Here is a 25,549-nt window from a genome sequence, read left to right as displayed (position 1 = left end):
GCTAATCTTTTACTTTAAGTTTATTTACGTTGAAATTCGGGAGAACCCAAAATTACACCTACAACCTGTGCCAGTTCAGAATTCTTTATATATATATCTTTAGCTATCCTACTTTTTTTAATGTTTGCAAGAGTGTCTTCATTAGTATCTGGTATTGTCATTATGTTTTTATTAGCGGCCATTTCTACTTTCTTATTTAAATCCGGATCCTTAAGCATTGGCTTTAACCGCTTTATTGTCGCATCGAGATTTCGTTCGGGCATAATGATCTTACTATATATTGTTAAGGCCTCATCAGCACTTTCTGGTTCATGATGGTTATTTAAAGCTCCGAGATCTACCTTTATTCCCGGAATACGTTGTGAGGCCAGAGCCAGTCCAAAATTCATTCTGTTTAATAAGGCGCCAGTATTAATCCAATACTGTCCCTTATCCGGAAACCCAGTTGGTGCCTGGTAGTAGTACATCTTCTGCCCCATCTTATTAACCCAACTAAACAATTGATATGGCTGTACTATTTGAGCTTCCAGACTCCTTACGGCACTAATGGCTAGTTCAAAGGGCGATTTAGTTTTTTCTCTTAAGGCATCAGCCTGCCAGAATTCCGGAGATGAAACCATAACAATCATTACCTGTTTAATATCTCCATCAGATTTAATGAAAGTTTTCGCCATTCTATCAGCGAGTTTAGCAGCGGGTTGATCACTTACAAAGCGAGTAGCAATTTTTTTTGATATAAACTTTGCTGTAGACGGATGATGGGCCAACATATTTAATAGCACAGTACCCTCTTCGTAGCCACCATTTGGGGCGAATCGCTTCCCCAGAACTATTTTCTCGGCATTATCGTGTCGAGTTGGTACGAATAAGAAATCTCCCTGGTGCACAAACCCTCTTTTTTCAAGATTAGCTTCTTCTATATTATCAATCAGTTTCTTTATAGCTCCGCCATAACTATCATCTCCCATAGGAGCAATAGTCCAGCCGGTTAATACCCTTGCAGCCTGTGTTACATCAGCCTGAGTATATCCACCATCTACACCCAATGTATGTAGTTCCATTACCTCGCGGGCATAATTCTCATTTAGTCCACCCTGTTTCTTTTTTGTCTGAACCTTCCTAAACTTCTTCACTATGGTTCCATCTTTCATAAGTATAGAATCTTTTCTCATTTTAGCAGTTGGTTGTCCACTACTGATAAAATTATCAAGATAGATAAGCATTGCTGGCGACTTTGCCGTAGCGAGGAGCAAATTGCTGAATTTATCGGTTACATTTGGTCTGATCACATCCCGTTCATAAGCGGGAATAAATGATGCACATTGGTTTTTAGTTAAAGAAACATTGAAATGATTGAACCAGAAATCAGTAAGCAATTCGCGCAATTGATTATTCGTATAAGCAGCTCTTAATATTTTTTGATTAATAAACTGACGATACAGTTCCCGTTGCGGCTTTAACCCTTTCTGTTCCATATAATCCTTTATCTGCTTTCTATAAGCTGCCTGATTTCCTTTATTTACAGAATCCTTATCTATTGCCCCTTCCTTAATGGCCATACGTAATACTCTTGCAGCTCGGGGATATTTATTTTCGACTTCAGTATTGGTTAAATTGATGTCCTCAAACTGAGCCAATTTTTCATTAAGTACTTTATCATCCAGATTGCCATCCAACTGCTGCATAAACCATTTTTCCAGGCCCATGTCCAGAACGTGATCTATGTCTCCAGGCTTAGGACCATAAGTGAATCTGCTTAGCAGATGCTCTGCCGCTTGTCGTTCGCTTAAACCCGCCTGCTTATAAGGAAAAATTAATTTTTCTGCTGCCGGTTTCTTTTGAAAAGAAGAGAATAAAAGAACTAATAACAAAACAAATACAAAAGAGAGGGAAATCTTAATTGATGTTTTCATAGGCATCTTGTTGGTTATACTTCTATGACAATTAAAACGCAAAAAAGATTAAACCGGATATAACTTAATGTTTTGTCAGAGATTTTTAATTTTTATTTGGGGTAATTCCCTCCCCTCCTCATTTTCTATAATTTTGTTTCGTCTTAATATTGAATTAACATGCAGTTTGACTTATCACCAATCGATATCGTTAATGATATTTCTAAAGAGGAATTTGAAAAAAACTACCTGAATCCCCGTAGACCACTTATTATAAAAAATATGTCGAGGGCCTGGCCTGCCTATGAAAAGTGGAATTTAGACTATATGAAGAGTGCTGTTGGTGACAGAACAGTCCCTTTATATGATAGTTCCAAAGCAGATCCTTCAAAACCGATTAATGCTTCTGCAGCAGAAATGAAGTTTGCAGACTATATAGAATTAATAAAAAATACACCTACAGACCTTCGCATTTTTTTATTTGACCCTATTAAACAGGCAAAAAAATTACTTGAAGACTACCGTGCTCCAAAAGAACTAATGGGTGGTTTTTTAGATAGCTATCCTAACATGTTTTTTGGCGGAAAAGGCTCTGTTACTTTTTTGCACTATGATATAGATCTAGCTCACATTTTTCACACTCATTTTAATGGGAGAAAGCACATTATCCTGTTTGAAAACAAATGGAAAAAACGTCTATATCAAATTCCGTTTGCTACTTACGCTTTAGAAGACTATGATGTTGAAAATCCTGATTTCAACAAATTTCCTGCATTGGAAGGTGTTAAAGGCGTAGAGGCTTTCCTTGAGCATGGTGACACACTGTTTATGCCTACAGGTTACTGGCATTGGATGAAATACCTGGATGGTTCATTCTCTATTAGTTTAAGGGCATGGGATAAATCATTTGGCGTAAAAGCAAAAAGTTTATACAATCTTACTGTTCAGCGGAAATTTGATGATTTTATGAAGGCTAATTTCAGAGAAAAATACATGAGCTGGAAAGAAAGTCTGGCTATAAAACGAGCAAATAAAGCGCTTGTCAATCATCAGCCCTATTAATGTTGGCAGTTATCTTTAATTTATTTCGGGGATTTTAAACGATTGCATTATGAAGAGAAGGATTTTTTTATCTAAGTTTGTTCTAAATAAGATCAGTAAACAGGCATTTAGTCGTTATTAAGTATCTTATCATTAAAACTTATGAGTTTTATTTTAAAGCCGGTAGACACCGTTGAGAGCATCAGCCCTGCTGATTTTAAGAAAAATTATTTAGATGCAAGACGTCCTTTAATCATTAAAGGGCTTACTAAAACATGGCCGGCAAGAGAAAAATGGACTACCGACTATTTAAAGGAAATAGGAGGAGAATTGAAGGTAAGTTTAATGGACAACTCTAAAGCTGATCCTTCAAAGCCTATTAATGCTTCAGTTGCCGAAATGAAATTCGGAGATTATCTGGATCTGATTAAGTCTAAGCCAACTGAGCTAAGAATCTTTTTCTTTAACCTGTTTAAACATGTCCCCAATCTGGTAAATGACATAGTGATTCCTAAAGACTTGATGGGTGGTTTTATTGAAAGTATGCCCGCAATGTTTTTTGGAGGATCAAACTCAGTTACCTTCTTACATTATGATATAGATTTACCCCATCTTTTCCATACCCATTTTGGAGGCAGAAAACACATTATTCTTTTTGACAATAAATGGAAAGAGCGTTTGTACTGTATCCCTAATGCAACTTATGCGCTGGAGGATTATGATGTGGCTAATCCTGATTTTGAAAAATTCCCTGCACTTAAAGGTGTTGAAGGTTACGAGGTTTTCCTTGAACACGGCGATACGCTTTTTATGCCTACCGGAATGTGGCATTGGATGAAATACCTGGATGGTTCTTTTTCATTAAGTTTAAGAGCCTGGGATGCTTCTATTACCAGAAAAGCCCAAAGTGTTTTTAACCTTGCAGTAAAAGGTGGTGTTGACAGTGTATTAAAAATGGCTTTTAAAGCCCCTTATGCAAAATGGAGAGAACGACTAGCGATAAAACGGGCTGAGAGAGCTTTAGCTAACGGCAGTCCTAAATAATTACTCTAAGCCACCGTATTAGGGGTATTTTTACACCCGGATAACATTATTAATGCCTCAAACTTTTACCTTCGATAATTCGTTTATAATGAATATATGAGAGGTTTTCATTTTTCTAATTTCCAACCCGATGATTTACCAAAAGGTGGGTTTGATGAATTGCTTAAGCTTTTCACCCAGCTACTGAATTATACTGCCGGTGATGCAGGAGAGGCATTGGCATGGATGAATGAGCTGGACAAGAAATATAAGTTCACAAACAATGAATATGGCATGGGCAATTTTATTGATGACCTTACAGAAAAAGGTTATCTTAAAGAGAACCCTGCAAATGGAGACTTAAGCATTACGGCAAAAACTGAACAGACAATACGTAAGTCTGCCCTTGAAGAAATATTCGGTAGATTAAAAAAAGCCGGAAGAGGAAACCATAACACCAATATATCAGGTATTGGTGAAGAAAAAAATGCGGATAGAAGAGAGTTCTCTTTTGGAGATAGCTTAGATCAGATAGATATTACTGCTTCGATACAAAACGCCCAAATAAATCATGGTATTGCAAACTTTACTTTAACTGAGAGAGATTTAGAAGTAGAGGAAAAAGACTATAAAACCCTCACTTCTACCGTACTGATGATAGACATATCTCACTCTATGATTCTATATGGAGAGGATAGGATAACTCCTGCTAAAAAGGTAGCTATGGCACTTGCAGAGTTGATTAAAACCAGATACCCTAAGGATACTCTTGATATTGTTGTGTTTGGTAACGACGCCTGGCCTATATCAATCAAAGATTTACCATACCTACAAGTAGGCCCATATCATACAAATACCTTTGCAGGATTAGAGCTAGCTGCCGATTTATTGCGTCGCCGTAAAACCCATAACAAACAGATTTTCATGATCACCGATGGTAAACCGACCTGCTTAAAGGAAAATGGCCGGTATTATAAAAATAGTATGGGGCTTGACAGAAAGGTGATTAATAAAACATTGAATATGGCAGCTCAATGCAAACGACTTAATATTCCTATTACTACATTTATGATAGCTCAGGACCCGTACCTGCAGCAATTTGTGAGAGAATTTACTCAAATTAATGGCGGAAGAGCATTCTATAGTTCCTTAACAGGGCTTGGAGAATACATTTTTGAAGATTATATAAAGAATAGACGCAAAACAGTGAGGTAAAATACTAAACGCTCAATTCGAAAAGATAAGACATGGATCACAACAATATAAAAACCCTAGGTCAGTTAAAAGCCTCAAGCTACAGATCGTTATCGGTAAAAGACGAGCTTCGCAAAAATCTGATTGTCCAGCTTCAAAATAAGGAAGCAGGATTTGAAGGTATTTTAGGATATGATGAAACAGTAATTCCTGAGTTACAGACAGCTATTTTATCGCGACACAATATTTTATTATTGGGTTTGCGCGGGCAGGCAAAAACACGTATTGCCCGTTTAATGGTAAACCTATTAGATGAATATATTCCTTATGTGAGTGGAAGTGAGATCTTTGATGACCCTTTGAATCCTATTTCGTGGTATGCAAAACATGAAATACTAATTCATGGTGACAATACTCCTATTAGCTGGCAACATCGAAGTGAAAGATATACTGAAAAACTGGCTACACCAGATGTAACTGTTGCTGATTTAATTGGCGATGTGGATCCAATTAAAGCCGCTACCCTAAAGTTAACTTATAATGATGAACGTGTAATTCACTTTGGACTAATACCAAGGGCTCACAGAAGTATATTTGTAATTAATGAGTTACCTGATTTACAAGCACGCATACAGGTAGCATTATTTAATATGCTTCAGGAAAAAGATATTCAGATAAGAGGCTTTAAGCTTCGTTTACCTCTTGATGTACAGTTTGTATTTACTGCAAACCCTGAAGATTATACCAATAGAGGTTCTATTGTAACGCCTCTAAAAGATCGTATAGAAAGTCAGATCCTAACGCACTACCCTAAAAGTATTGATATATCAAGAAGGATAACATTTCAGGAAGCAAAGACATCAGAAGAACAAAAAGCTAATATTGAGGCTGATGGCTTAGTAAAAGATCTAATAGAACAAGTTGCATTTGAGGCAAGAAAAAGTGAATATATTGATCAGAAATCAGGAGTATCAGCCAGATTAACTATTACTGCATATGAGAATCTAATTAGTACTGCAGAACGCAGAATGTTAATTAATGGAGAGAAGAGTACTTTTGTAAGACTTTCTGATCTGGCAGGCATTATACCTGCTGTAACAGGAAAAATTGAGCTGGTTTATGAGGGCGAGCTAGAAGGCCCTGCAAAAGTTGCAAATACGCTTATTGGCAAAGCAATTAAAAGTTTATTTGCCCGCTATTTCCCAGATCCGGAAAGAGCAAAAAAAAGTAAAACTGCAAATCCATACAATGACATCACAGAATGGTTTACAGAAGGTAATACTTTAGATATTGCTGATTCTCTTACACAAGTTAAGTATCAGCAACAGCTGAGAGGTGTTAATGGCCTATATGATCTTGTTAAAAAGTTTCATCCAAAGCTTAGTGAAAACCAGACCCTATTATTAATGGAATTCGTATTGCATGGCCTTGCCGAACATTCACAATTAAACAAAAAATACCTTGAAGGGGGATTCGGATTCTCAGATATGTTTGAAAGCTTGTTCAATACCGAGCTTGATGACGATGATGATGATATTAATTTCAGGTAATTTACTCTAAAAATAATTAAATGGGACGACTACCCGCACTTATAATTTTATCAATTTTCCTTCTGGCTTTCGATTATTATTGCTATCGCGCAGTTTTATCAGTTTTTAACAAATGGAGGCCAGCTACAAAGAAACTTTTCTCTGTAATTTGGTGGACCTATACGGGCATTCTTGTAATAGGGGTATTTTCAGCTATCTATGTCCCTTCTTATTTACCTTTGTACCTAAGCTTACGCTCTATTATACTTGTTGCGTTCTTCTTAACATTAATTTGTAAGATTGTGATGCTACCATTTCTATTGATTGATGATCTCAGAAGATTAATCATTAAAATGAACAGATCACTTAAAAAGAAAGATACATCTGTGGCAGTTAAAGAAACTGAGCCTTTTGGAGAGCCTATAAGTAGGTCATCTTTTATTGTAAAAGCTGGGTTAATTACAGCGGCTATTCCCCTAACTTCACTTACATGGGGCATTTCCTCTGGAGCATATGACTATAAAATAAAACGAAGAACACTGGTTCTACCCAATCTTCCAAGGGCATTTGAAGGCATCAAGCTTGGCCAGATCTCGGATATTCATTCAGGGAGTTTCTACAATAAAAGAGCGGTGCAGGGGGGCGTGGATATGTTGTTGGCAGAAAAGCCTGATTTTATTTTTTTTACGGGAGATCTTGTAAATGATATGGCAACTGAAATGCGCGATTATCAGGATCTGTTTAGTAAGGTAAAAGCACCTCTTGGAGTATATTCGGTACTTGGAAATCATGATTACGGGGATTATCATTTTGGTGGCGCCCCTTCAGCTGCCAAGGCTAAAAATCTTCAGGATGTTATAAAAACTCATAAAATAATGGGATGGGATTTATTAATGAATGAACATAGGCGACTTAAAGTAGATGGTGAGGAAATTGGAGTCTTAGGAATTGAAAATTGGGGTATGGGCCGTTTTCCTAAATATGGTAGGATGGATCTGGCGACTAAAGATACGGCTGATTTACCTGTAAAATTATTACTATCACATGATCCTTCTCACTGGAGACAGGAGGTACTGAAAAAATATCAACAAATAGACGCCATGTTTAGCGGACATACCCATGGTATGCAATTTGGTGTAAGAACTGAGCATTATCAATGGAGCCCAATACAATATATATACAAAGAATGGGCCGGACTATACAGAGAACAAAACCAACAGCTTTATGTAAATGTTGGCTATGGTTTTCTGGGTTACCCTGGAAGAGTTGGAATTTTACCAGAAATAACGATATTTGAATTGAAGCGGGCCTGATTAAATTAAACCTCTTCAGTACAAATGATTAAAAGAATACTTCTTTCTATTCTTGATTTCCTGTTATTCAGCAATCTATTTATCGGTATTTGTGCCGCCGCCCAAGGATTGGTGACCTACCATCTTTTGCATGTTCCTGCCGATAAATACATCCTTGCATTTTTATTCTTTGCTACAGTTGGCCTATACAACTTTAGTATGCTTTTAGCTAAGCCTAAAGATCCAGGGAATTCACCCTATATTAGAGTCAGGTGGATATTTTCGCACCATCGGTTAATCATTTCAATTACATTAATCTGTATTTTGTGTCTAATTCCTCTTGGTTTGTGGTATTTAAGTTTCGAATCGAAACTACTTATGGCCTTTACCGGATTAATGGCAGTGGGCTATAACGTGCCCTTTTTGACACTCAACAAGCAACAAATTGGGCTAAGAAATATCCCCGGAATTAAGCTCTTTCTGATTGCTCTTGTATGGTCCGTGAGCAGCGTACTATTACCAATTGTTGAACTTGAACGCAGCTATCAGATCAATATCTCTTCGGCGGAAACACTTTTGCTTGTAGCCAAACGCTTTCTATTTATTGCAGCTATAACTGTTCCCTTTGACATCCGTGATCTATTCCAGGATAAGCTTTACGCCCTTAAAACAATCCCTGTAATACTTGGAGAGAAAAAGGCATACATCTTTTGTCAATTCCTACTCGGCCTATATGTTTTGCTTTTAATATTATTCAGACAAGCTACACTTGGAGACATCCTTGCACTTACCCTAACAATAATCTTAACAGGTTGGTTAATCTTTAAATCAAATATAAAGAAGAATGAATATTATTATTTCTTTTACCTTGATGGAACTATGCTGTTACAATACCTGGCTTTAATATTATTTGCCTGGTTCCCATTACAAATGTAACTAAGCAGGATTAAAGCGATATCCCACACCTCTTACAGTTTGAAGCAACTGCGGGTTATCCGGATTAAGCTCTATTTTTTTGCGTAGGCGCACAATGTGCATATCAAGAGTTCTGGTGTTCACATCAGAGTTGTATCCCCAAACAACCAGCATAAGCTCATCTCTGTTAATCACTTTATTCGGATTTCTTAAGAAATAAAGTAAAATTCTGTTTTCAAGAATTGTAAGCTCTATTTTCTTCCCATTTCTAAATAGTGTATGGATATTAGGATGATGTTCCATGTTGCCAAAACGATGAACTTCTGAACGGTCATTATTAAGCAAATATTTAACCTTACTATCTAGCATTGCAACCAATACATCCATATTAAATGGTTTAGTTACATAATCAGAAGCACCAAAGTTGTATGCATCAATTTTATCTACATCCTGGGCTTTGGCAGTCATCATAATAATTAGATTCTCAAAGCCTTGTTTACGTACTTCCTCACAAACCTCAGCTCCCTGTTTACCTGGCAACATCCAATCTAAAAGAACAATATCTGGTTGCTCCTCTAATATCATCTTTTCGGCGGCTAAACCATCGCCCACCTCCAAAACATCATAGCCTTCGGCTTTTAAGCGATGTACCACCAAAAAGCGCAAATTCTCATCATCTTCAACAATCAGTATTTTAATTCCCTTAGACATAATTTTTTATTTATTTCAATATAAGTACAATCCTATAATGTAAATTAATCATTATATGGCAATACAATTTTAAACTCTGTTCCTTTATCAACCTTACTTTTTACTGTAATCTCGCCACTCATAAAGTTAACAAGTTCCTTACAGAAAGCCAAACCCAGACCAACGCTTCCATTTTGGTTGTACTGGTTTTGTATGCGGAAAAACTTTTTAAATATATTATTAATTTCTGAGGAAGGAATCCCTATCCCCTGATCTGTAAATCTGAAAACTACTTTCCCTTTAATCAGTCTGGCAGAAATGTGAAGGCGTTTCCGTTGTATAGGCGAATACTTATATGCATTTTCTGCCAGGTTATCAAACAAACTCCCCAATAGTACCGGATCAGTAACAAAAGATTTGAATCCGCTCACATCAAAAGTAAAGTCAAAATCTGGATGCTTTAGTCGGTGAGATTCAACTGTACTTTCAATAAAATCAGTAATATTAACTTTCTCCGAGTTTAATTGAATGGCCTTATTCTCTATTTGGGTAAAAGCGAGTAGCTTATTCATTAAACCATTCAGTTTATCAGCCTCTTCATCAAGAATTTTCCCATAAAGTTTTAATTCTCTATCTGTAAGATTTGAAGCACTTTTAATATTATTTCCAGCAATCTTAATTACACTTACCGGGGTTTTAAACTCATGGGTAAGATTATTCATAAAATCATACTGCAGTTTAAACATCTTCTGATTAATGTTTAGATTTCTGTAGATAAGAAACGCTACCAACACTAATATGCTGTAAAACAACAAGACCCCTAAAGCTATTGGCAAAAAATAACTAAGAATTTCTTTATCAATAAATGACTTGGAAGAAATAAAATAAAGTTTATAATCTGAAAATGGTCCTGGCAATGTTATCTCGGTAGTTACATATAATGAAGATGTTTCAAGAGGATCGTAGGTTAAAGGTTCAATTTTTATATACTGATAAAGTAACGGTCTTGAGTTAATGATCTTAATCTTATATGGATCCAATTGAAAGGAAAGCATATCCTGCTGATAAATTGGCTGCGGATTTAAAGCCCTTCTCATCATTGTTTTGTACATTTTCAGATCATCCATCCTCGGTATATTCAAGTAGGTGATCTTGTTGGATCGTACATTGCTAAAGTTACTAAACAACTCATCCTGACTGGGCACCCTACTGGTATCCAAACTTTCAATGTAAGTAACCAGTTTTAATGCAAGAGCATTAAAATCATCTCCTGCAATAAAATTATGAGTATTATCCCTAGAAAAAAGCTTAACGGAATCCATCGGAACAAGACTTCCGAACTGGTAAATACTCTTGGGGCCGAATGAGAACCTTCCGATATTTAGGCCATCTGTTACCGGAGTGTTTTTAACTTCTGAATCATAAAATACAACCTTAGAAACAAATGGATATTCCAGCAATACAGTATCAACAAAATTGGATGCAGTTGCAGAGTCCAAATAACCATTATAATAGGAAACCTCGGGTAGTTTTTTTTGAAAGAAATCGTTGTACGGCCTAATGCTTTGTTCAAGCACATTTACTTTTTCAGAGACAAATTGGTTTTCAATATATTTTGTGCTAAACCTATAAGCTAACAAAAGCGACAACATAAACAGCACTAGCATCAAGATGATGAAAGTGAGTATTAAGGGAAAATTCTTACGATAACCGCTTTTCTTCTCTGAAGACATGAGGTTGAATTTACTTCTTTTTTAGGTTAACTTCTAAAAATGACTCAAGGGCAGTATAGAGTTTTTGTCTACCCTCGTCATTTTTACTATTGAATGGATCGCCATCATTTTCCAAATAAGTTACGTTTATATTCCGCTTTTGAAGGTTTTTAACGAACTGTATTGTTTCACGGGCATTTATATTCGGATCTTTAGTGTTTTGGGCAATAAACAAGGGTTTCTCTATCCTATCCACCTGAAACAAAGGCGAAGAGACTGACGCATTCTATCTACATCAGTTAAAGGATTACCTATAACTTCGTAATACATTTGGAGTTTCGGCTTTAAAAATGGCGGTATTGATTTTAAATAAGCAAATAAATTAATGATCGCCGAATTTGAAGCACCACATGCATAAGTCTTGTTCTCCGAGTACAAACCATTAAGTGCAATATATCCACCAAAGCCACTTCCATATATTCCAATCCTTTTAGGATCTGCAATTTTTTCGCTAATCAACCATTTAACACCATCATTAATATCATGTTGTATTTTACATCCCCATTCTTTAAATCCAGCGGTCATAAAAGCCTTTCCATATCCGGTAGATCCTCTGTAATTCACTTGAAAAACGGCATAACCTCTATTTGCAAGAAACTGTACTTCGGGATTATACCCCCAAATATTTCTCGCAACCGGGCCATCATGAGGCAGTACTACCACAGGCAAACCCTCTGCTTTTTTGTATAAAGGCAAAGTTAAATACCCATGTATTCTCAGTCCATCCCTTGATATAAAGCTGATAGGTTTCATCTCGCACATTTCCTTTTCATTAATAGCTGAATTGAAATCACTCAACTTTCGTATTTTTCTAGGCTCAGAAAAATAAAGATAGTACGATCCAGGGTTACGATCAGTAAATGATCTTACTATGAAAACGGTTTCTGCTTTATCCCTGTCAATTATTCTAGTCTCTGTTTTAGGTAATAATTTATCAAGATTATTGTAAATTAATTTTACAGAATCATCCAGAAAATGCTTTTCCTTTTTCCAGGTTTCATATACAACGAAGGACATTTTCTGTTTTTTTCTGGAATATTGAGCATCGGTAATATTTATAGTTTCACTTCCAAACAATACTTTAATCTCCTTCCCTGTCTTGCAGTCAATCTCCACTAATGCTCCTTTATCACGGTTAACATTAGAAATAGCGTAAATAATGCTAAGCTTATTTTTTGCAAATGCTATAGGTCTTAACGTATTTTTAAAGTTATTAGTTACTATTGGTTTAAAAGCCTCATTTTCGCTTTCTCTATATAGTAATGTCTCATTTACACCATCACTGCTTGTTGCCAATCTTAGTTTACCTTCAGAATCCGTTGTCCAATCCGTAATATTTCCAGGATTTTTTGCAGCCATCTCCATTTCCCCGTTACGAACATTTAAACGGTAAACATCAAAAACTGTTGAATCGCGTCTGTTAGATGAGACCAGTAGATATTTATCGTCCATCAATTGATCATCCAAAACCCTAATCCTACTCTTTTTATTATTAGATAGTTGCCGCTCATTATTTCCATCTTTATCAATAATGAATATATCAGAAAGTCTTCTTGCAGGATCTGTTTCTTTATAATAAATCAACTCATCTTTACTTACCCAAAAATAAAAGATAATGCTCTTCTCCTTTAACTGGGTTATCTTTTTTCCTTTACCCGTCTCAATATCCTCAACATACAGATTTTGATTCCTCCCCTCTAATTTCAGATATGATAAATTTCTTGCATCCGGTGAAATCCTATAGCCTATCCTATTTTGCGATTTAAAAAAATCGTCGATAGGCATAACTCTTACTCCTTCCCTTTGTGAACAGGCTAGAGTAAAGAATAATAAGAAAAGAAAAAAACACTTTCTAAATACAACCATATCATTTTTCTGCTTACAAAGCTACGGAACCCCTGCCAGTGTAAATGAGTTTACACCAATATTGTTACCTTAAACGCCGTTTCAATATGCTTAAGTTAAAATAAATATTTAACTAATATGAACCATCATTTACTTAGAAACAACCTTCTAAAGTCCTGAAATCAATAATAACCTCATAACCAAAGAAAATAAATGTTAAACAATCGAAAATATTGTCTGAGTAACATTTAAAATACGCATTTATGTTTTTACATATGGAAAGGAAATTAGAATTCAATTCACTACTTTAGAGACTCTTTTGATAACCCAGCCCAAATGAGAAAGTTAATCCTAATCTTATTCTTTTGTTATTCTAGCTTTCTTTCTTTAGCTCAAGGCAATGTTGATGAAGGACTAGCATTTCAATATTACCAGCAGGGACAGTATCACGAAGCCTCTGTTTTACTGGAAAAATTGTTCAATTCAACTAAGAATGATACTTATTTTGATCTCTGGTATACCTCCCTTATTAAGCTTAAAAAATTGGAAGACGCTGAAAGGATAGCAAAGAGACTAGTTAAGCAAAACCCAAAAAACTTACATTATACCATGGCCCTTGCTCGTGTTTATCAGGAAAAGGGACAAATAGATGCAGCAAATAAAGCATATGCAGAAACGTTGAACAATCTACCAGCTGATGAATTTAAAATCAGAGAGGTGGCTAATATATTTTATAGTTTTCAGGCCTATGACCTGGCCATATCTACCTTCTTACAAGGGAGGAAGGTTTTGAATAATGAAAAGATTTTCACTTACGAACTCTTAAGTATATATCGCTTTAAAAAGGATAAGAATATGCTTGTACAGGAATATATAAATGCACTTGGGCAAATGCCTGAATTATTGCCACAGGCAGAAAGTGTGTTATCTACAATTTTTGAAGACAATGCCGATTACCTCATTTTGCAGTCTGCATTACTAAAAAAAATACAGAAAGAACCTCAAACTGAAATTTATACCAAACTTTTAATTTGGCAATATCTCCAGCAGCAAGAATATGAATTGGCATTAAGGCAATTAATAGCTCAGGATAAACGTATTAAAGATGATGGAGGTATACTGTTCAACGCGGCCAATACTTTCGTTGCCAATCAGGCCTATACTACTGCTATAAAAGCCTTTGAATATCTTATAAGTAAAGGGAAGGGGAATCCATACTTTTTGCCTGCAAAGGTGGAAATGATAGATGCAAAGTATCAGTTGGTAATTGCAGGACAGTATGACAAAAAAGCAATTACTGATCTTTCTACAGAATACACTCAGATAATTTCTGAGTATGGAAAAACTGTTCAAACAGTTTTTGCAATGAAGAAACTAGCTAATTTACAAGCATACTTCCTTAATGATTTAAGCTCAGCCGAAAAAACTTTAGAAGATGCATTAACCATCTCTGGCCTATCAGCTACAGAAACTGGGCAAATGAAACTTGAACTTGGAGATATCTATATCTTGACGCAGCAACCTTGGGAAGCCTTTTTAATTTATGAACAAGTAGCTAAGCAATTTGAAAATCAGGCTGTAGGAAATGAGGCTCACTTCCGCTCAGCAAAACTTTCCTTTTATCAAGGTAATTTTGCCTACGCTAAATCACAGGCTGATGTTTTAAAAGCATCAACATCTCAATTAATTGCTAATGATGCATTGAATTTGAGTTTAATGATTTCAGATAATCTACAGTCTAAAATCGATAGCAATGCACTAAAAATGTATGCCGACGCCGAGATGCTTCAATTTAGAAATCTTCCTACAAAAGCTCTTGGAAAACTGGACAGCATTGCAATCAAATTTCCCGATAATGGTTTAGCAGATGATATATTAATGGCAAAATCAAGAATATACATTAAAACCAATGATATAAACAATGCTGTTAAGGTTCTTAAAGAACTTATAGCCCAACAAAGCAATAGTCTCTGGGCTGATGATGCTCTATTTACATTGGCAGACCTATATGAGAAAAACCTAAAGAATAACGAGGAAGCTAAAACCCTGTACCAGAAGCTAATTAGCGATTACCCTGGCAGTATGTTTACCACGGAAGCACGTAAACGTTTTAGAAAACTTCGTGGAGATAATATTGGTACATAGTTTTATCTTTGCACCATGTTATTATATAATGTAACCACAATTATCGAGGATAGCTCAGCAGATCGCTGGCTTCAATGGATGCAGGAAATCCATATCCCACAAGTAATGCAAACCGGATTATTTATTTCAAACCGGCTTCTAAAAGTAGTTGACTCACCAAATGAAGGTGTAACATACTGTTCACAATATGTTGTCGAAGACATGGATAATTTCTTAGAATATCAGAATAAATTTGCGTCTGCTCTAATAGCTGAGGTAAATATTAATTTTCAAAATCAGCAGGTATCATTTACCTCCCTGATGGAATATATTGCTTAACCCCATTTATGAATATTACAGAGACCCCCATTGCCGGCCTTTTGGTTATTGAGCCCAAGGTTTGGAAAGACAATCGTGGATATTTTTACGAAAGCTACAATTCAAAGTTGTTTTCCGAAGCAGGCATCGATGCTAACTTTGTCCAAGACAATCAATCCTTTTCTCAAAAAGGTGCTTTACGTGGACTTCACGCTCAACGGAACCCATTTGAACAGGGTAAATTGGTGCGAGTTTTACAAGGAAAAGTTTTAGATATAGCAGTTGATATTAGAAAGCAATCTGACACCTATGGCCAATATTTTAGTTTGGAACTGAGTGGCGATAACCATAAACAATTATGGATTCCTCCAGGATTTTTACACGGCTTTTTAACTCTAGAAAATGATACAATTTTCACTTACAAAGTAACTAATTATTATGATAAAGCTTCCGAAATCGGAGTAATCTGGAATGACGCTGATATCGACATCAACTGGAATAGCAGCATTCCAGAGGAAGAACTTTTGCTCTCTGAAAAAGATCTGGTATTACCAGCTTTCAAAGATTTCGATAATCCTTTTTAAACGCTTTCTTGATCTTCAGTGGTCCTAAGCTTATGGATCTGGCTTCAACAAAATGCCCTGTTAATATTTAACAGGGCATTTTGGGTTCAAAGTCTATAACACTATTGTTTAATCAAATCATACAACTCGTCCAATTTAGGGGAAAGTACAATCTCAATTCTTCGATTCTTACTTCTTCCCTCTGCTGTTGTATTGGCATTCAAAGGTTGAAATTCTCCCTTTCCGGTTGCCGTCATACGTACACTCTCAACTTTGCTTACTTCTGTCAAATAACGTACTACTGATGTTGATCGCAAAACACTTAAGTCCCAATTGTCTTTAATTTGTCCTAAGTTCGTAATTTTCTGAGAGTCAGTATGTCCCTCAACAGCAATATTTATTTCTGGTTGCTGCTTCAATACATCTGCAAGCTGACTTAAGGCCTGTTTACCTTTCTCATCAATGATAATACTTCCTGAAGGAAATAACAGCTTATCAGTAAGGGAAACATATACTTTACCATTTCTAATCTCTACAGTTAATCCATTTTTAGTAAATCCTAAAAGTGCCTGTTGCAGCTTTTCCTTTAACTGGTTTGTAGCCTCATCACGTTTACGTAAGATTTCTTCAACTTCTTTTAAGCGCTGTTCTCGCTTTTTTAAATCATTAGAAAGTTTGCTGATCTCAGTAGAACTATTATTCTTTAGCTTGGCATAATTGCTATCCATTTCAGAGTACTTGCCCTTCAAATCATTTAATGCACTACTTAAGCCTGTAGTATCCTTTCTTAATCTTGCGATCAAACTTTCCAGATTTTCATTCTTTAATTGTGATTCGCCCCAGCCTGTCCTCAAAGAATCTTGTGTGGCTAATAATGATTTATATTTTTTGGGTGATAGAACAACACAGGAACTAAATGCATTTGCAAGAAGCCCTACGAATAGGAATAAGCTAATTTTTTTCATTAATGTGTTATAATTTAGTGAGTAAGAAAATCCGTATAGCCCATCAATTAAAGTTTTAACACTATACGTTTTTCCTGAAAATTTATTGCGCTACTGCGTTTCTCAAAAATAGAACAAAAGGATAAACACTTTCAAAAGCAGTTTTCAACTTATCAACGATTCCTTGTTTTAAAAACTCATCATCCTTTAAAGGACAAACTGCAATAAAACTTTTAAGTTTTAAAAACTCTATTTGAGGATGTTCGGTATCATATCCCTTTGGAGCATTTTTTAGCTTATCCACCTGGCTTAAATTAAAAATGCTTTTAAAACTTTTATCATCAACTATACTCAAAAATTCAGAACTGTTGTAATCTATCTCTTCTCTTAGACTTTTTAAAACCTGAGCCTCTGGCATCCAAAATCCAGCAGCAAGAAAGCACTCTCCGGGCTGGATATGAAGATAGTATCCAGGGCCATGTATATTGCTTCCTTTAATGTTAAACGAAATGCCAAAATTATTTTTGTATGGATCTTTATTTTTGCTAAAACGAACATCCCGATAAATTCGTAATAAACACTTTTTAGCTGGGGTATCAATAGAAAATTCTGGATCTATGACTGCTAACTTCGGTATTAGCTGATCAATAAAAACCAATACGTCTGCTTTCGCTGTCTCATATCTGCTCTTGTTCTCTGCAAACCATTCACGGTTGTTATTTTGAGCTACATCTTTTATAAAAGTAAGTGTTTCTGGCTTAATCATGGCTTATCGTAATTGGCATCGTACTTTATTTTTGGAGAAAGCCAATGTAATAAAATCACTCGGGAATAACGATAATTAAAGGGTGCCAAAATTAAACAGCCCGTAAAGATTACAGTAAGATATAGCCATAAAGATTCGAACTCAAGATTTCCTCCCGACAATACATAAGTTGCAATACCCAATGCAATCATTTCTGCACAATTCATTGCATAGCTTACATACATGGCTGCGTAAAAATAACCAGGTTCTATTTCAAAGCGTTGGCCGCAATGCCCACAAATCGTATTAGTCTGCTGTACATTAAAACCATAAAGGCTTCCGGTAAAAATATCTCCTCTTCTGCAATGAGGACATTTACCGTGCATAAGTGCGTATAGCTTAGAGGTTTTCTGCATAACTCATGGTTCTTTTGCGATATTTTAAGTACCACAACACACCAATTCCTGATATTAAAACATAAGGGATAGCTAACAGATATAAAATACCAGAGTTTAAGCCTTTTCCTTGAGTATTGCCATTCTTTACACTTTGCTCTGCACTTACAGTACACATAGCACATTGCGCATTCACATTATTTGAAAATGACACTGTCAACAGGATCATAAAGAGGAAGATAAATGCAGCCTTTTTCATATTACAAATATAAGTAAAGAAACCGTAACACATTTCAAGAATAGTCAGGCCAGTTTAAAAATTGTAATAAGGTGATATCATCAGATATACAATTACACCAGTTACAGCAACATAAAGCCATACCGGATAAGCCCACCTAACAATCTTTTTATGACGTTCTACCTGCATATTAAATCCCCTTAAGAAACTCACTAAAATTAAAGGTAAAACTACTATGGCAAGAATAATATGTGTAGCTAGTATAAAGAAATAGATATAACGTGTTGATTCAACTGCGGCCAATTCTACTGCCGACAACACACCATTATGATCAATATCACCATATTTCGTATCTTTTTCATAGAGATGAAAAACAATATAAAAAAGAAGAAAAATTGCCGAAAGAATAAATGTAATAACATTAGTTACTTTGTGAGCCTGTATATTTTTTTTCTTTATAAAGATTAAAGATACAACAAGGAGAACAGAACAAGTTGCATTAATACCGCCTATTATGTGTGGAAATAGATATATGAAAGAGGGTTTAGTTTCCGGAGGTGGCATTAACTTTAATGCTAAAACCACAAGTAACACGACTACAGTTACAATCCATATTAATCTTAAAAAAAATTTATCGTTAAAATTCATATCCTATCTATTTAGACCTTCTTATCTTCCGTCTCTGGAATTTCTCAACTCCTCTGCCAGCAAAACCTTAATCTCATCATCAAGTTTTAATAAGGCCTCCTTACTAGTTGCCTCATAATAGCCTCTAATGCGACGATGACTATCAAGCAATACAAGCATATTGCTATGTATAAATTTGTTCTCAGTGCCAATCTTTTCTTGATGCGCATCTAAGGATAATCCATTTCTTATCAATCCAGATAACTGTACGCTATCACCGGTTAACAAGTCCCATTTTCCCGCCTTCGCAGAAAGTATTTTTGCATAATCAGCCAATACCTCTGGCTTATCAGTTTTAGGATCAATACTGATTCCTATAAAATTAACAGCTTTATTGTGTTCATAGGTTTCATTAAAACCTTTCATCGCCTTTGTTGCTGCTCCTCCACCATTAGCATCTCCTTTTGTATAGAACAGATTTAATATTACAATGTTACTCCCATATTTGCTCCAACTAACAGAATCTTCATTCTGATTAATCAGTTTAAAATCGCTTACTATATGGTAAATCGTATCTGGAATCTGTTTACCTCTAACTGAATGAAATGTAGAAGCAACTTCTTTGTGGCCAAAAATAGGAAGTGGTCTGTATCTGTTTTTGCCCTTTTCCTGAAGTAAATAATACAAAAATCCTGGTACCGCTAATATGGTGACCAGGATTAATACTTTTTTTATTGAAGTACCCTTCATTAAACTAAAGGCATATGTAAGTGTAAGTAACCTCCTTCAATTAACATCAAAACAATAAAGTAAAAGATAAAAACAAAAACGACAGTTAAAGAAAGCTGAAGTCCTACCTTTTCATATTTAAGGTGCATAAAATATGCAACAATATAAAATGCTTTTAATAAAGTTAATGCAATATAAACGAAGTTACCAATGTGTTGAGACATGTGACCGCCTGGAATAAGCACCAAAGCGATGATAAACTCAATTACAGTAATTGCAAGCAGGATACCAAATACCTGCCAAATTTTCTTTTTATCTAGCCCTGCATGCTCACCATGTGCATGCTCGCCGTGAGAGTGATCTGTATGTATTTCTGACATAATATTTTAATTGAGAATAATTAAACCAAATAGAAGAATGTAAACACGAATACCCAAACAAGGTCTACAAAGTGCCAGTATAAACCAACTTTTTCAACCATTAAGTAATGTCCGCGCTTTTCAAATGTACCATTAATAGTCATGCATAAAATGATGATATTAATAATTACACCACTAAATACGTGGAATCCGTGGAATCCAGTAATTGTAAAGAAAAGGTTAGAGAACTGAAGTGCAGAAACAGTTGAGACCTCACCAGTAAACAAATGATGTAATGTTTCCATTGTGGGAATTTTACCCCAACCAAATCCTTCATGGAACAAATGTGTCCACTCAGCCGCCTGACAACCAAGGAACATTAAGCCCCCAATTATAGTAGCAATCATCCACCATACTACTTCTTTTTTAGAGCGTCTGTGACCAGCCTCTACTGCAAGTACCATAGTTACAGAGCTCATGATCAAAATAAACGTCATAATACCCACAAATACCAGTGGAGCACCACTATCAGTTATGCCTGGGATAGATTGGAAAACCAAATCAGGATCCGGCCAAGTAAATTTACTGAAGCGCTGCGCTCCGTAATAGATCAATAATGACGAAAATGTGAATGCATCAGAAACCAGAAAAAACCACATCATTATTTTGCCGTACTCTACTGACCACGGCGAGCGGCCCCCACTCCATGGAGTAGTTTTTACCTGATCTAATTGTGATAATGAACTCATTTTGTAAATAGTAATAGTTTGTTAAAAAATCTAACTGTTCAAAAGTAAAAAAACATAAAGATATATCCATAATATATCTATAAAATGCCAAAATATAGAAGCAATTTCCATCCGGTACTTGCGTGTTTCTATTGGCAATTCTTTATAAGCCCCAATCAGGGCATTTAATACAATACATAAACCTGCAAAAATATGCAATAGGTGGAATCCTGAAACTACGTAAATAACAGAAATAGCAGCATTATTATTCACCATTGCTGCTCCACTTTGATATAGGCTCGACCATGCTTCTACCTGCAGATAACCAAATGCCAATCCAAGAGCGATAGTAAACCACAGGAACAGTCTTTGCTTTTGAATCTGACCGTTTCTTAATGCTCTCGACGCCAGAAATAAGCATATACTACTGCCTATTAATGCAGCCGTACTATACATGAAAATATCAGGTAGTACCAAGCCATGTCCTTTGCCTTTAGAGGCAGCAAAAACAATATAATAACTTGTCCAACCTCCAAACATAATAGTCGAGGAAACCACAAACAACCAGATAACAAACTTTTTAGGTTTAGTATCTATTGGAGCTGCAGAGTTCATATCCTCTTTATTTAATGTGTGTACCATTTTAAATTATTTAGCTATAAAATCAAAAAATAAAATCACTTGAACCAATGGAAGATAAAAGAAGGAGCAAAACATTACCTTCTTTGCACTTACCAAATCCATATTAACCCACATTTTAAATGCTAACCAAGCAAATACCAATCCCGAAATCAATGATACTCCAGCAATATAATAGCCTCCAAATCCATAGAATGTAGGCAATAAACTAACAGGAATTAATATTAAAGTACTGACAAATGTTATAAACGCACTCGTTTTATCTCTTTTGGTAGTGGGTAACAATCTAAATCCTGCCTTTTTGTAATCATCATCAAGCACCCAGGCAATAGACCAGAAATGAGGAAACTGCCATACAAACTGAACTAAAAAAAGTATTACTGCAATTTCATCTATTTTTCCATGAGCAGCCACATAACCAATGAGAGGGGGTAAAGCGCCTGGAATGGCTCCAACAAATACTGCTACTGGCGATTTACGCTTCAATGGAGTATAAGCAAATGCATACAAAAATATCGAGAAAACAGATAATAACCCTGTCTCTATATTTAACTTACCGAGCAACCATGTCCCCAGCATCCCCATTACAAGTCCAGAAACCAATCCCTGCCCCGTGGTCATATGACCCGCAGGCATCGGACGATCTTTAGTGCGAGTCATTAGCTTATCCAGATCAACCTCAATTACTTCATTGAAACAATTGGCAGCAGATGTAACCAGGAAACCTCCAGCTATTAAAATAAGCCATTTCATCCAGTCAATGCCTGGAATCACTCCATTAATTTCTACCTTAGATCCAATTAAAAAAGTAACAGACGCAGAAAATACAACCAGAAATGTAAGTCTGAATTTAATGAGCTTAGAAAAATCTGTTAAAAACTGTTTCAAATTATATATTATTAATGCTCTTGATTGTAAGTATCAGTTTTGTAAACCAGCAAGTACAAATAGTATTGCAGACTAAATAGTAAAGTTGAAAATAAAATATGTAGGGCCTGAGCGTAAGGTGGTAATGCAAAGTTCGACAATATTAATCCCGTTACAATCTGAATAATTAATACAACAGCAATAGAATTAGCAACCATCAATGCAGTGGCTTTGCCGTTGAATCTGTCTTTAACAATCTTATATATAAAAATATTCAAAATAAGCACAATTATGGCCGAATCCCTGTGATAAGAAAAGATCTTTCCAACCTTAATTAACCAGCTTTCACGATCAGTATACATTAATGCTTTTGAAACTGCGTCAACCGCCTCTCTTACTTCAGTACCCAATACAATCTGCAATACACTTACTACTATAGCTAAAAAGATTAAAATCTTCAACCATAAAACCTTAGCCATAACTATAGTTGCTGCTTTATGCATTTGTTGGGCATAATTATAGGTATAAACCAATATTGCCAAAATTACTAAAGCCAATAACATGTGAACTGTAACAATCCATGGCACCAGATTAGTTGAAACCACTATAGATCCCAACCACGCCTGAAAAGCAACCACTATAAGATTAAGCCAACTTAATACAACTATGCGCTTTGCAGTTTTGCGATAAGTAAAAGAATAAACAACCAAGCCAACCAATAAAAAACCAGTTGTAGCTCCCATTAACCGATTTAAATATTCGGTCCAGGTTTTAGCTACATTAAAAGTTTCAGGTTGTAAAATAGATTCATCGTGTCTTATACTATCTGCAAGATGCCCCTTACCCAACTTATCAAGCGTTTTAGCAAAACGTTCATTCTTTACTACACGTTCAGCTACATACTTTTCTTTGTAATCACCCGGCAATTGTTCGGCCGAGGTTGGAGGTATATATTGATCAAAACACTTAGGCCAATCCGGACAGCCCATACCAGAACCTGTACTACGTACTATCCCCCTGCCAAAATCAGCAATAAGGTTACAACTATCGTTATAAGGTTTAGCCTGATAAATCTCTTCTCAGATTTAGGAACCATGGTGTGTATTAGATTTAAAAAAAATGAGGTATCTGTTGTAAGTATTTACCTACTGCAGATACCTCATCATATTATAAACTATATGCTAGTCTAATTTTGTTTTGCCTGCAGCTTCTTCTTTCTCTTCCCACTCTCTCTGTATGCGTTCAGATTCCGCATTTCCTTCAAAATCATGAGGCATATTCGAACTCATAGTTTGAGAGAAAGGCACAGTTTGAGGAATAAAATCTTCTTCAGCTCCTGGCTTGCTATAGTCATACGGCCAACGATAAACAGTTGGGATCTCACCTGGCCAGTTACCATGTAAACGCTCAACCGGAGTAGTCCACTCTAGTGTATTTGCTCCCCATGGATTTCTCGATGAAACTTTACCTTTAAAGATAGAATAGAAGAAGTTAAACAAGAATGCAACTTGAGCTAATGCCGCTATAATTGCAGACCAGGTAACTAAAATATTTACCGTAACCCATTTCTGCATAAACTCAAATTCAGTAAATGCATAGTAACGTCGAGGAACTCCATCAAGTCCTAAAAAGTGTAGAGGGAAGAACACTAAATAAGCACAGATAAATGTGATCCAAAAGTGTAAATAACCAAGCTTACTACTCATTAATCTTCCAAACATTTTTGGGAAGTAGTGATAAACACCCGCAAGCATACCAAATATTGCAGCCGATCCCATTACAAGGTGGAAGTGAGCAATAACAAAGTAGGTATCATGCAAGTTAATATCTAATGATGCATTACCCAAGAATATACCAGTTAAACCACCAGAGATAAAGAATGACACCATACCTATAGCAAACAACATAGCAGGGGTAAATCTAATATTACCTCTCCATAATGTAGCTAACCAGTTAAATGTCTTAACTGCAGATGGAACAGCAATGATCAAAGTTGTAATCATAAACACACCACCTAATAATGGGTTCATACCTGTTACAAACATGTGGTGACCCCAAACGATGAATGATAATATAGTAATACCGATCAATGAATAAATCATTGCGTGGTAACCAAAAATCGGCTTTCTTGAATTTACAGACATAATCTCTGAAGACAATCCCATTGCAGGCATAATTACAATATATACCTCAGGGTGCCCCAGGAACCAGAATAAATGTTGCCATAAAATCGGTGATCCCCCTTCGTTTGGCAATACTTGAGTACCCATAACGATATCAGAAAGGTAGAAACTCGTTCCAAAACTACGGTCAAATACTAATAATACAACACCTGCAACTAACACAGGGAAAGATAGAATACCTAAAATAGCCGTTAAGAAAAACGCCCATATTGTTAATGGCATTTTCCATAAATCCATCCCTTTAGTACGCATGTTTAAAATAGTACTTACGTAGTTGATACCACCCATTAATGATGATGCCACGAATAGTACCATACTAATTAACCATAAAGTCATTCCTAATCCAGAACCACTAATTGCAGTTGGCAATGCAGACAAAGGCGGATAAACCGTCCATCCAGCACTTGCAGGACCAGTTTGTATAAAGAATGAACTCATCATGATTACACAAGCTGTAAAAAAGAACCAGTATGAAAGCATATTAAGAAATGGTGATGCCATATCTCTTGCTCCTATTTGAAGAGGTATCAATAAGTTACTAAAGGTACCACTTAAACCAGCTGTTAATACAAAGAATACCATAATGGTACCATGTATTGTAACTAAGGCTAAATAAAAGTCTGGTTTTATCCTTCCACCTTCAGCCCATTTACCTAAAAATGTCTCTAAAAGAGGGAAACTTTTATCTGGCCATGCTAATTGTATACGGAACAAAATAGATAAGCCCATTGCTATAACAGCCATGATAATACCAGTTATCAAAAACTGCTTAGCGATCATCTTGTGATCCTGACTAAAGACGTACTTTGTAAAAAAAGTCTCTTTGTGATGACCATGATCATCATGGCTATCGTGGTTATGTGTATCGTGTAATGATATAGTTGACATAATGTGCTA

Annotated in this window: 26 protein-coding genes; 9 read left to right on the top strand and 17 right to left on the bottom strand. The window is 35.8% G+C overall.

Annotated features, from left to right (window positions below; genetic code table 11):
- Positions 1–20: 20 nt before the first annotated feature.
- Positions 21–1,913, bottom strand: coding sequence for a DUF1800 domain-containing protein (locus CPT03_RS20325; protein WP_099441203.1), 1,893 nt, complete (start codon positions 1,911–1,913; stop codon positions 21–23).
- Between the two features lie 159 nt (positions 1,914–2,072).
- Between CPT03_RS20325 and CPT03_RS20320 the strand changes: the two genes are divergently transcribed.
- The 6 genes from CPT03_RS20320 (at position 2,073) to CPT03_RS20295 (ending at position 8,907) form a co-directional block, all read left to right on the top strand.
- Positions 2,073–2,954, top strand: a complete 882-nt coding sequence (locus CPT03_RS20320) for a cupin-like domain-containing protein (protein ID WP_099440541.1) — start codon at positions 2,073–2,075, stop codon at positions 2,952–2,954.
- Positions 2,955–3,095: 141 nt separating this feature from the next.
- Positions 3,096–3,977 carry a cupin-like domain-containing protein gene (locus CPT03_RS20315; protein WP_099440540.1) on the top strand — a complete coding sequence of 294 codons (882 nt, stop codon included), beginning with the start codon at positions 3,096–3,098 and terminating at the stop codon, positions 3,975–3,977.
- A 96-nt stretch (positions 3,978–4,073) separates the two neighbouring features.
- On the top strand, positions 4,074–5,171 hold the full coding sequence (locus tag CPT03_RS20310) for a vWA domain-containing protein (RefSeq protein ID WP_099440539.1): 1,098 nt from the start codon (positions 4,074–4,076) through the stop codon (positions 5,169–5,171).
- A 32-nt stretch (positions 5,172–5,203) separates the two neighbouring features.
- Complete coding sequence (locus CPT03_RS20305; RefSeq protein WP_099440538.1) at positions 5,204–6,700, top strand: sigma 54-interacting transcriptional regulator; 1,497 nt, start codon at positions 5,204–5,206, stop codon at positions 6,698–6,700.
- Between the two features lie 20 nt (positions 6,701–6,720).
- Positions 6,721–7,992 carry a metallophosphoesterase gene (locus tag CPT03_RS20300; protein WP_099440537.1) on the top strand — a complete coding sequence of 424 codons (1,272 nt, stop codon included), beginning with the start codon at positions 6,721–6,723 and terminating at the stop codon, positions 7,990–7,992.
- A gap of 24 nt (positions 7,993–8,016) precedes the next feature.
- Positions 8,017–8,907 carry a hypothetical protein gene (locus CPT03_RS20295; RefSeq protein ID WP_099440536.1) on the top strand — a complete coding sequence of 297 codons (891 nt, stop codon included), beginning with the start codon at positions 8,017–8,019 and terminating at the stop codon, positions 8,905–8,907.
- On the opposite strand, the gene CPT03_RS20290 is transcribed toward CPT03_RS20295, so the two are convergent.
- Genes CPT03_RS20290 through CPT03_RS23270 form a run of 4 tightly spaced genes read right to left on the bottom strand, consistent with a single transcriptional unit; the run spans position 8,908 to position 13,133 of the window.
- Positions 8,908–9,597 carry a response regulator transcription factor gene (locus CPT03_RS20290; RefSeq protein WP_099440535.1) on the bottom strand — a complete coding sequence of 230 codons (690 nt, stop codon included), beginning with the start codon at positions 9,595–9,597 and terminating at the stop codon, positions 8,908–8,910.
- Positions 9,598–9,641: 44 nt separating this feature from the next.
- Positions 9,642–11,309: a sensor histidine kinase gene (locus CPT03_RS20285; protein ID WP_099440534.1), complete on the bottom strand. Its 1,668-nt coding sequence runs from the start codon at positions 11,307–11,309 to the stop codon at positions 9,642–9,644.
- Between the two features lie 10 nt (positions 11,310–11,319).
- Positions 11,320–11,544 carry an alpha/beta hydrolase family protein gene (locus CPT03_RS23275; RefSeq protein ID WP_262497705.1) on the bottom strand — a complete coding sequence of 75 codons (225 nt, stop codon included), beginning with the start codon at positions 11,542–11,544 and terminating at the stop codon, positions 11,320–11,322.
- Positions 11,532–13,133, bottom strand: a complete 1,602-nt coding sequence (locus CPT03_RS23270; protein WP_262497704.1) for a prolyl oligopeptidase family serine peptidase — start codon at positions 13,131–13,133, stop codon at positions 11,532–11,534. The genes CPT03_RS23275 and CPT03_RS23270 overlap by 13 nt, the downstream gene beginning before the upstream one ends.
- Before the next feature lie 396 nt (positions 13,134–13,529).
- Between CPT03_RS23270 and CPT03_RS20275 the strand changes: the two genes are divergently transcribed.
- From CPT03_RS20275 to rfbC, 3 genes are read left to right on the top strand one after another with little or no spacing between them, the layout of a single operon-like run.
- Entirely contained in the window at positions 13,530–15,338 is a 1,809-nt protein-coding gene (locus CPT03_RS20275; protein ID WP_099440533.1) for a tetratricopeptide repeat protein, read from the top strand.
- 15 nt (positions 15,339–15,353) lie between these two features.
- Complete coding sequence (locus CPT03_RS20270; protein WP_099440532.1) at positions 15,354–15,656, top strand: DUF4286 family protein; 303 nt, start codon at positions 15,354–15,356, stop codon at positions 15,654–15,656.
- Positions 15,657–15,664: 8 nt separating this feature from the next.
- The gene (gene rfbC, locus CPT03_RS20265) at positions 15,665–16,219 is read left to right on the top strand and encodes a dTDP-4-dehydrorhamnose 3,5-epimerase (RefSeq protein ID WP_099440531.1); all 555 of its coding nucleotides are present in this window, start codon (positions 15,665–15,667) and stop codon (positions 16,217–16,219) included.
- Between the two features lie 101 nt (positions 16,220–16,320).
- Here the strand turns inward: rfbC and CPT03_RS20260 are convergent, their stop codons facing one another.
- From CPT03_RS20260 to CPT03_RS20205, 12 genes are all read right to left on the bottom strand, one after another.
- A complete protein-coding gene (locus CPT03_RS20260) occupies positions 16,321–17,163 on the bottom strand; it encodes a flagellar motor protein MotB (RefSeq protein WP_099440530.1) in 843 nt (280 codons plus the stop codon).
- Between the two features lie 82 nt (positions 17,164–17,245).
- Positions 17,246–17,908: a DUF2461 domain-containing protein gene (locus CPT03_RS20255; protein ID WP_099440529.1), complete on the bottom strand. Its 663-nt coding sequence runs from the start codon at positions 17,906–17,908 to the stop codon at positions 17,246–17,248.
- Positions 17,905–18,303, bottom strand: coding sequence for a DUF983 domain-containing protein (locus CPT03_RS20250; RefSeq protein WP_099440528.1), 399 nt, complete (start codon positions 18,301–18,303; stop codon positions 17,905–17,907). Before CPT03_RS20250 ends, CPT03_RS20255 begins: the two co-directional genes overlap by 4 nt.
- Entirely contained in the window at positions 18,287–18,541 is a 255-nt protein-coding gene (locus CPT03_RS20245) for a hypothetical protein (protein ID WP_099440527.1), read from the bottom strand. The genes CPT03_RS20250 and CPT03_RS20245 overlap by 17 nt, the downstream gene beginning before the upstream one ends.
- 54 nt (positions 18,542–18,595) lie before the next feature.
- Complete coding sequence (locus CPT03_RS20240) at positions 18,596–19,168, bottom strand: DUF420 domain-containing protein (RefSeq protein ID WP_099440526.1); 573 nt, start codon at positions 19,166–19,168, stop codon at positions 18,596–18,598.
- A gap of 21 nt (positions 19,169–19,189) precedes the next feature.
- Positions 19,190–19,897 carry an SCO family protein gene (locus CPT03_RS20235; protein WP_099440525.1) on the bottom strand — a complete coding sequence of 236 codons (708 nt, stop codon included), beginning with the start codon at positions 19,895–19,897 and terminating at the stop codon, positions 19,190–19,192.
- Entirely contained in the window at positions 19,897–20,256 is a 360-nt protein-coding gene (locus CPT03_RS20230; protein WP_099440524.1) for a cytochrome C oxidase subunit IV family protein, read from the bottom strand. Before CPT03_RS20230 ends, CPT03_RS20235 begins: the two co-directional genes overlap by 1 nt.
- A 20-nt stretch (positions 20,257–20,276) precedes the next feature.
- Positions 20,277–20,984, bottom strand: a complete 708-nt coding sequence (locus CPT03_RS20225) for a cytochrome c oxidase subunit 3 (protein WP_099440523.1) — start codon at positions 20,982–20,984, stop codon at positions 20,277–20,279.
- A gap of 30 nt (positions 20,985–21,014) precedes the next feature.
- Positions 21,015–21,605 (bottom strand): heme-copper oxidase subunit III, encoded by a 591-nt coding sequence (locus CPT03_RS20220; RefSeq protein WP_099440522.1) that lies wholly within the window; start codon positions 21,603–21,605, stop codon positions 21,015–21,017.
- A gap of 6 nt (positions 21,606–21,611) precedes the next feature.
- Positions 21,612–22,490, bottom strand: a complete 879-nt coding sequence (cyoE, locus tag CPT03_RS20215; protein WP_099440521.1) for a heme o synthase — start codon at positions 22,488–22,490, stop codon at positions 21,612–21,614.
- Positions 22,491–22,501: 11 nt separating this feature from the next.
- A complete protein-coding gene (locus CPT03_RS20210; protein WP_317044315.1) occupies positions 22,502–23,458 on the bottom strand; it encodes a COX15/CtaA family protein in 957 nt (318 codons plus the stop codon).
- A gap of 192 nt (positions 23,459–23,650) precedes the next feature.
- A complete protein-coding gene (locus tag CPT03_RS20205) occupies positions 23,651–25,540 on the bottom strand; it encodes a cbb3-type cytochrome c oxidase subunit I (protein WP_172954201.1) in 1,890 nt (629 codons plus the stop codon).
- Positions 25,541–25,549 lie beyond the last annotated feature (9 nt).

This window comes from Pedobacter ginsengisoli, assembly GCF_002736205.1.
GTDB classification, from domain to species: domain Bacteria; phylum Bacteroidota; class Bacteroidia; order Sphingobacteriales; family Sphingobacteriaceae; genus Pedobacter; species Pedobacter ginsengisoli_A.
The sequence above is the reverse complement of the archived record's forward strand: the minus strand, read 5'-3'. Positions and strand labels throughout refer to the sequence as shown.

Coding starts and splice junctions, on each gene's coding strand:
- CPT03_RS20250 (WP_099440528.1), bottom strand. CDS start 18,303: ATGCAGAAAACCTCTAAGCTATACGCACTTATGCACGGTAAATGTCCT.
- CPT03_RS20325 (WP_099441203.1), bottom strand. CDS start 1,913: ATGAAAACATCAATTAAGATTTCCCTCTCTTTTGTATTTGTTTTGTTA.
- CPT03_RS20320 (WP_099440541.1), top strand. CDS start 2,073: ATGCAGTTTGACTTATCACCAATCGATATCGTTAATGATATTTCTAAA.
- CPT03_RS20210 (WP_317044315.1), bottom strand. CDS start 23,458: ATGGGCTGTCCGGATTGGCCTAAGTGTTTTGATCAATATATACCTCCA.
- CPT03_RS20305 (WP_099440538.1), top strand. CDS start 5,204: ATGGATCACAACAATATAAAAACCCTAGGTCAGTTAAAAGCCTCAAGC.
- CPT03_RS20220 (WP_099440522.1), bottom strand. CDS start 21,605: ATGGTACACACATTAAATAAAGAGGATATGAACTCTGCAGCTCCAATA.
- CPT03_RS20260 (WP_099440530.1), bottom strand. CDS start 17,163: ATGAAAAAAATTAGCTTATTCCTATTCGTAGGGCTTCTTGCAAATGCA.
- CPT03_RS23270 (WP_262497704.1), bottom strand. CDS start 13,133: ATGCCTATCGACGATTTTTTTAAATCGCAAAATAGGATAGGCTATAGG.
- CPT03_RS20295 (WP_099440536.1), top strand. CDS start 8,017: ATGATTAAAAGAATACTTCTTTCTATTCTTGATTTCCTGTTATTCAGC.
- CPT03_RS20240 (WP_099440526.1), bottom strand. CDS start 19,168: ATGAATTTTAACGATAAATTTTTTTTAAGATTAATATGGATTGTAACT.
- CPT03_RS20270 (WP_099440532.1), top strand. CDS start 15,354: ATGTTATTATATAATGTAACCACAATTATCGAGGATAGCTCAGCAGAT.
- CPT03_RS20310 (WP_099440539.1), top strand. CDS start 4,074: ATGAGAGGTTTTCATTTTTCTAATTTCCAACCCGATGATTTACCAAAA.
- CPT03_RS20285 (WP_099440534.1), bottom strand. CDS start 11,309: ATGTCTTCAGAGAAGAAAAGCGGTTATCGTAAGAATTTTCCCTTAATA.
- CPT03_RS20255 (WP_099440529.1), bottom strand. CDS start 17,908: ATGATTAAGCCAGAAACACTTACTTTTATAAAAGATGTAGCTCAAAAT.
- CPT03_RS20205 (WP_172954201.1), bottom strand. CDS start 25,540: ATGTCAACTATATCATTACACGATACACATAACCACGATAGCCATGAT.
- CPT03_RS20235 (WP_099440525.1), bottom strand. CDS start 19,897: ATGAAGGGTACTTCAATAAAAAAAGTATTAATCCTGGTCACCATATTA.
- CPT03_RS20275 (WP_099440533.1), top strand. CDS start 13,530: ATGAGAAAGTTAATCCTAATCTTATTCTTTTGTTATTCTAGCTTTCTT.
- CPT03_RS20230 (WP_099440524.1), bottom strand. CDS start 20,256: ATGTCAGAAATACATACAGATCACTCTCACGGCGAGCATGCACATGGT.
- CPT03_RS20300 (WP_099440537.1), top strand. CDS start 6,721: ATGGGACGACTACCCGCACTTATAATTTTATCAATTTTCCTTCTGGCT.
- CPT03_RS20245 (WP_099440527.1), bottom strand. CDS start 18,541: ATGAAAAAGGCTGCATTTATCTTCCTCTTTATGATCCTGTTGACAGTG.
- rfbC (WP_099440531.1), top strand. CDS start 15,665: ATGAATATTACAGAGACCCCCATTGCCGGCCTTTTGGTTATTGAGCCC.
- CPT03_RS20290 (WP_099440535.1), bottom strand. CDS start 9,597: ATGTCTAAGGGAATTAAAATACTGATTGTTGAAGATGATGAGAATTTG.
- CPT03_RS20315 (WP_099440540.1), top strand. CDS start 3,096: ATGAGTTTTATTTTAAAGCCGGTAGACACCGTTGAGAGCATCAGCCCT.
- CPT03_RS20225 (WP_099440523.1), bottom strand. CDS start 20,984: ATGAGTTCATTATCACAATTAGATCAGGTAAAAACTACTCCATGGAGT.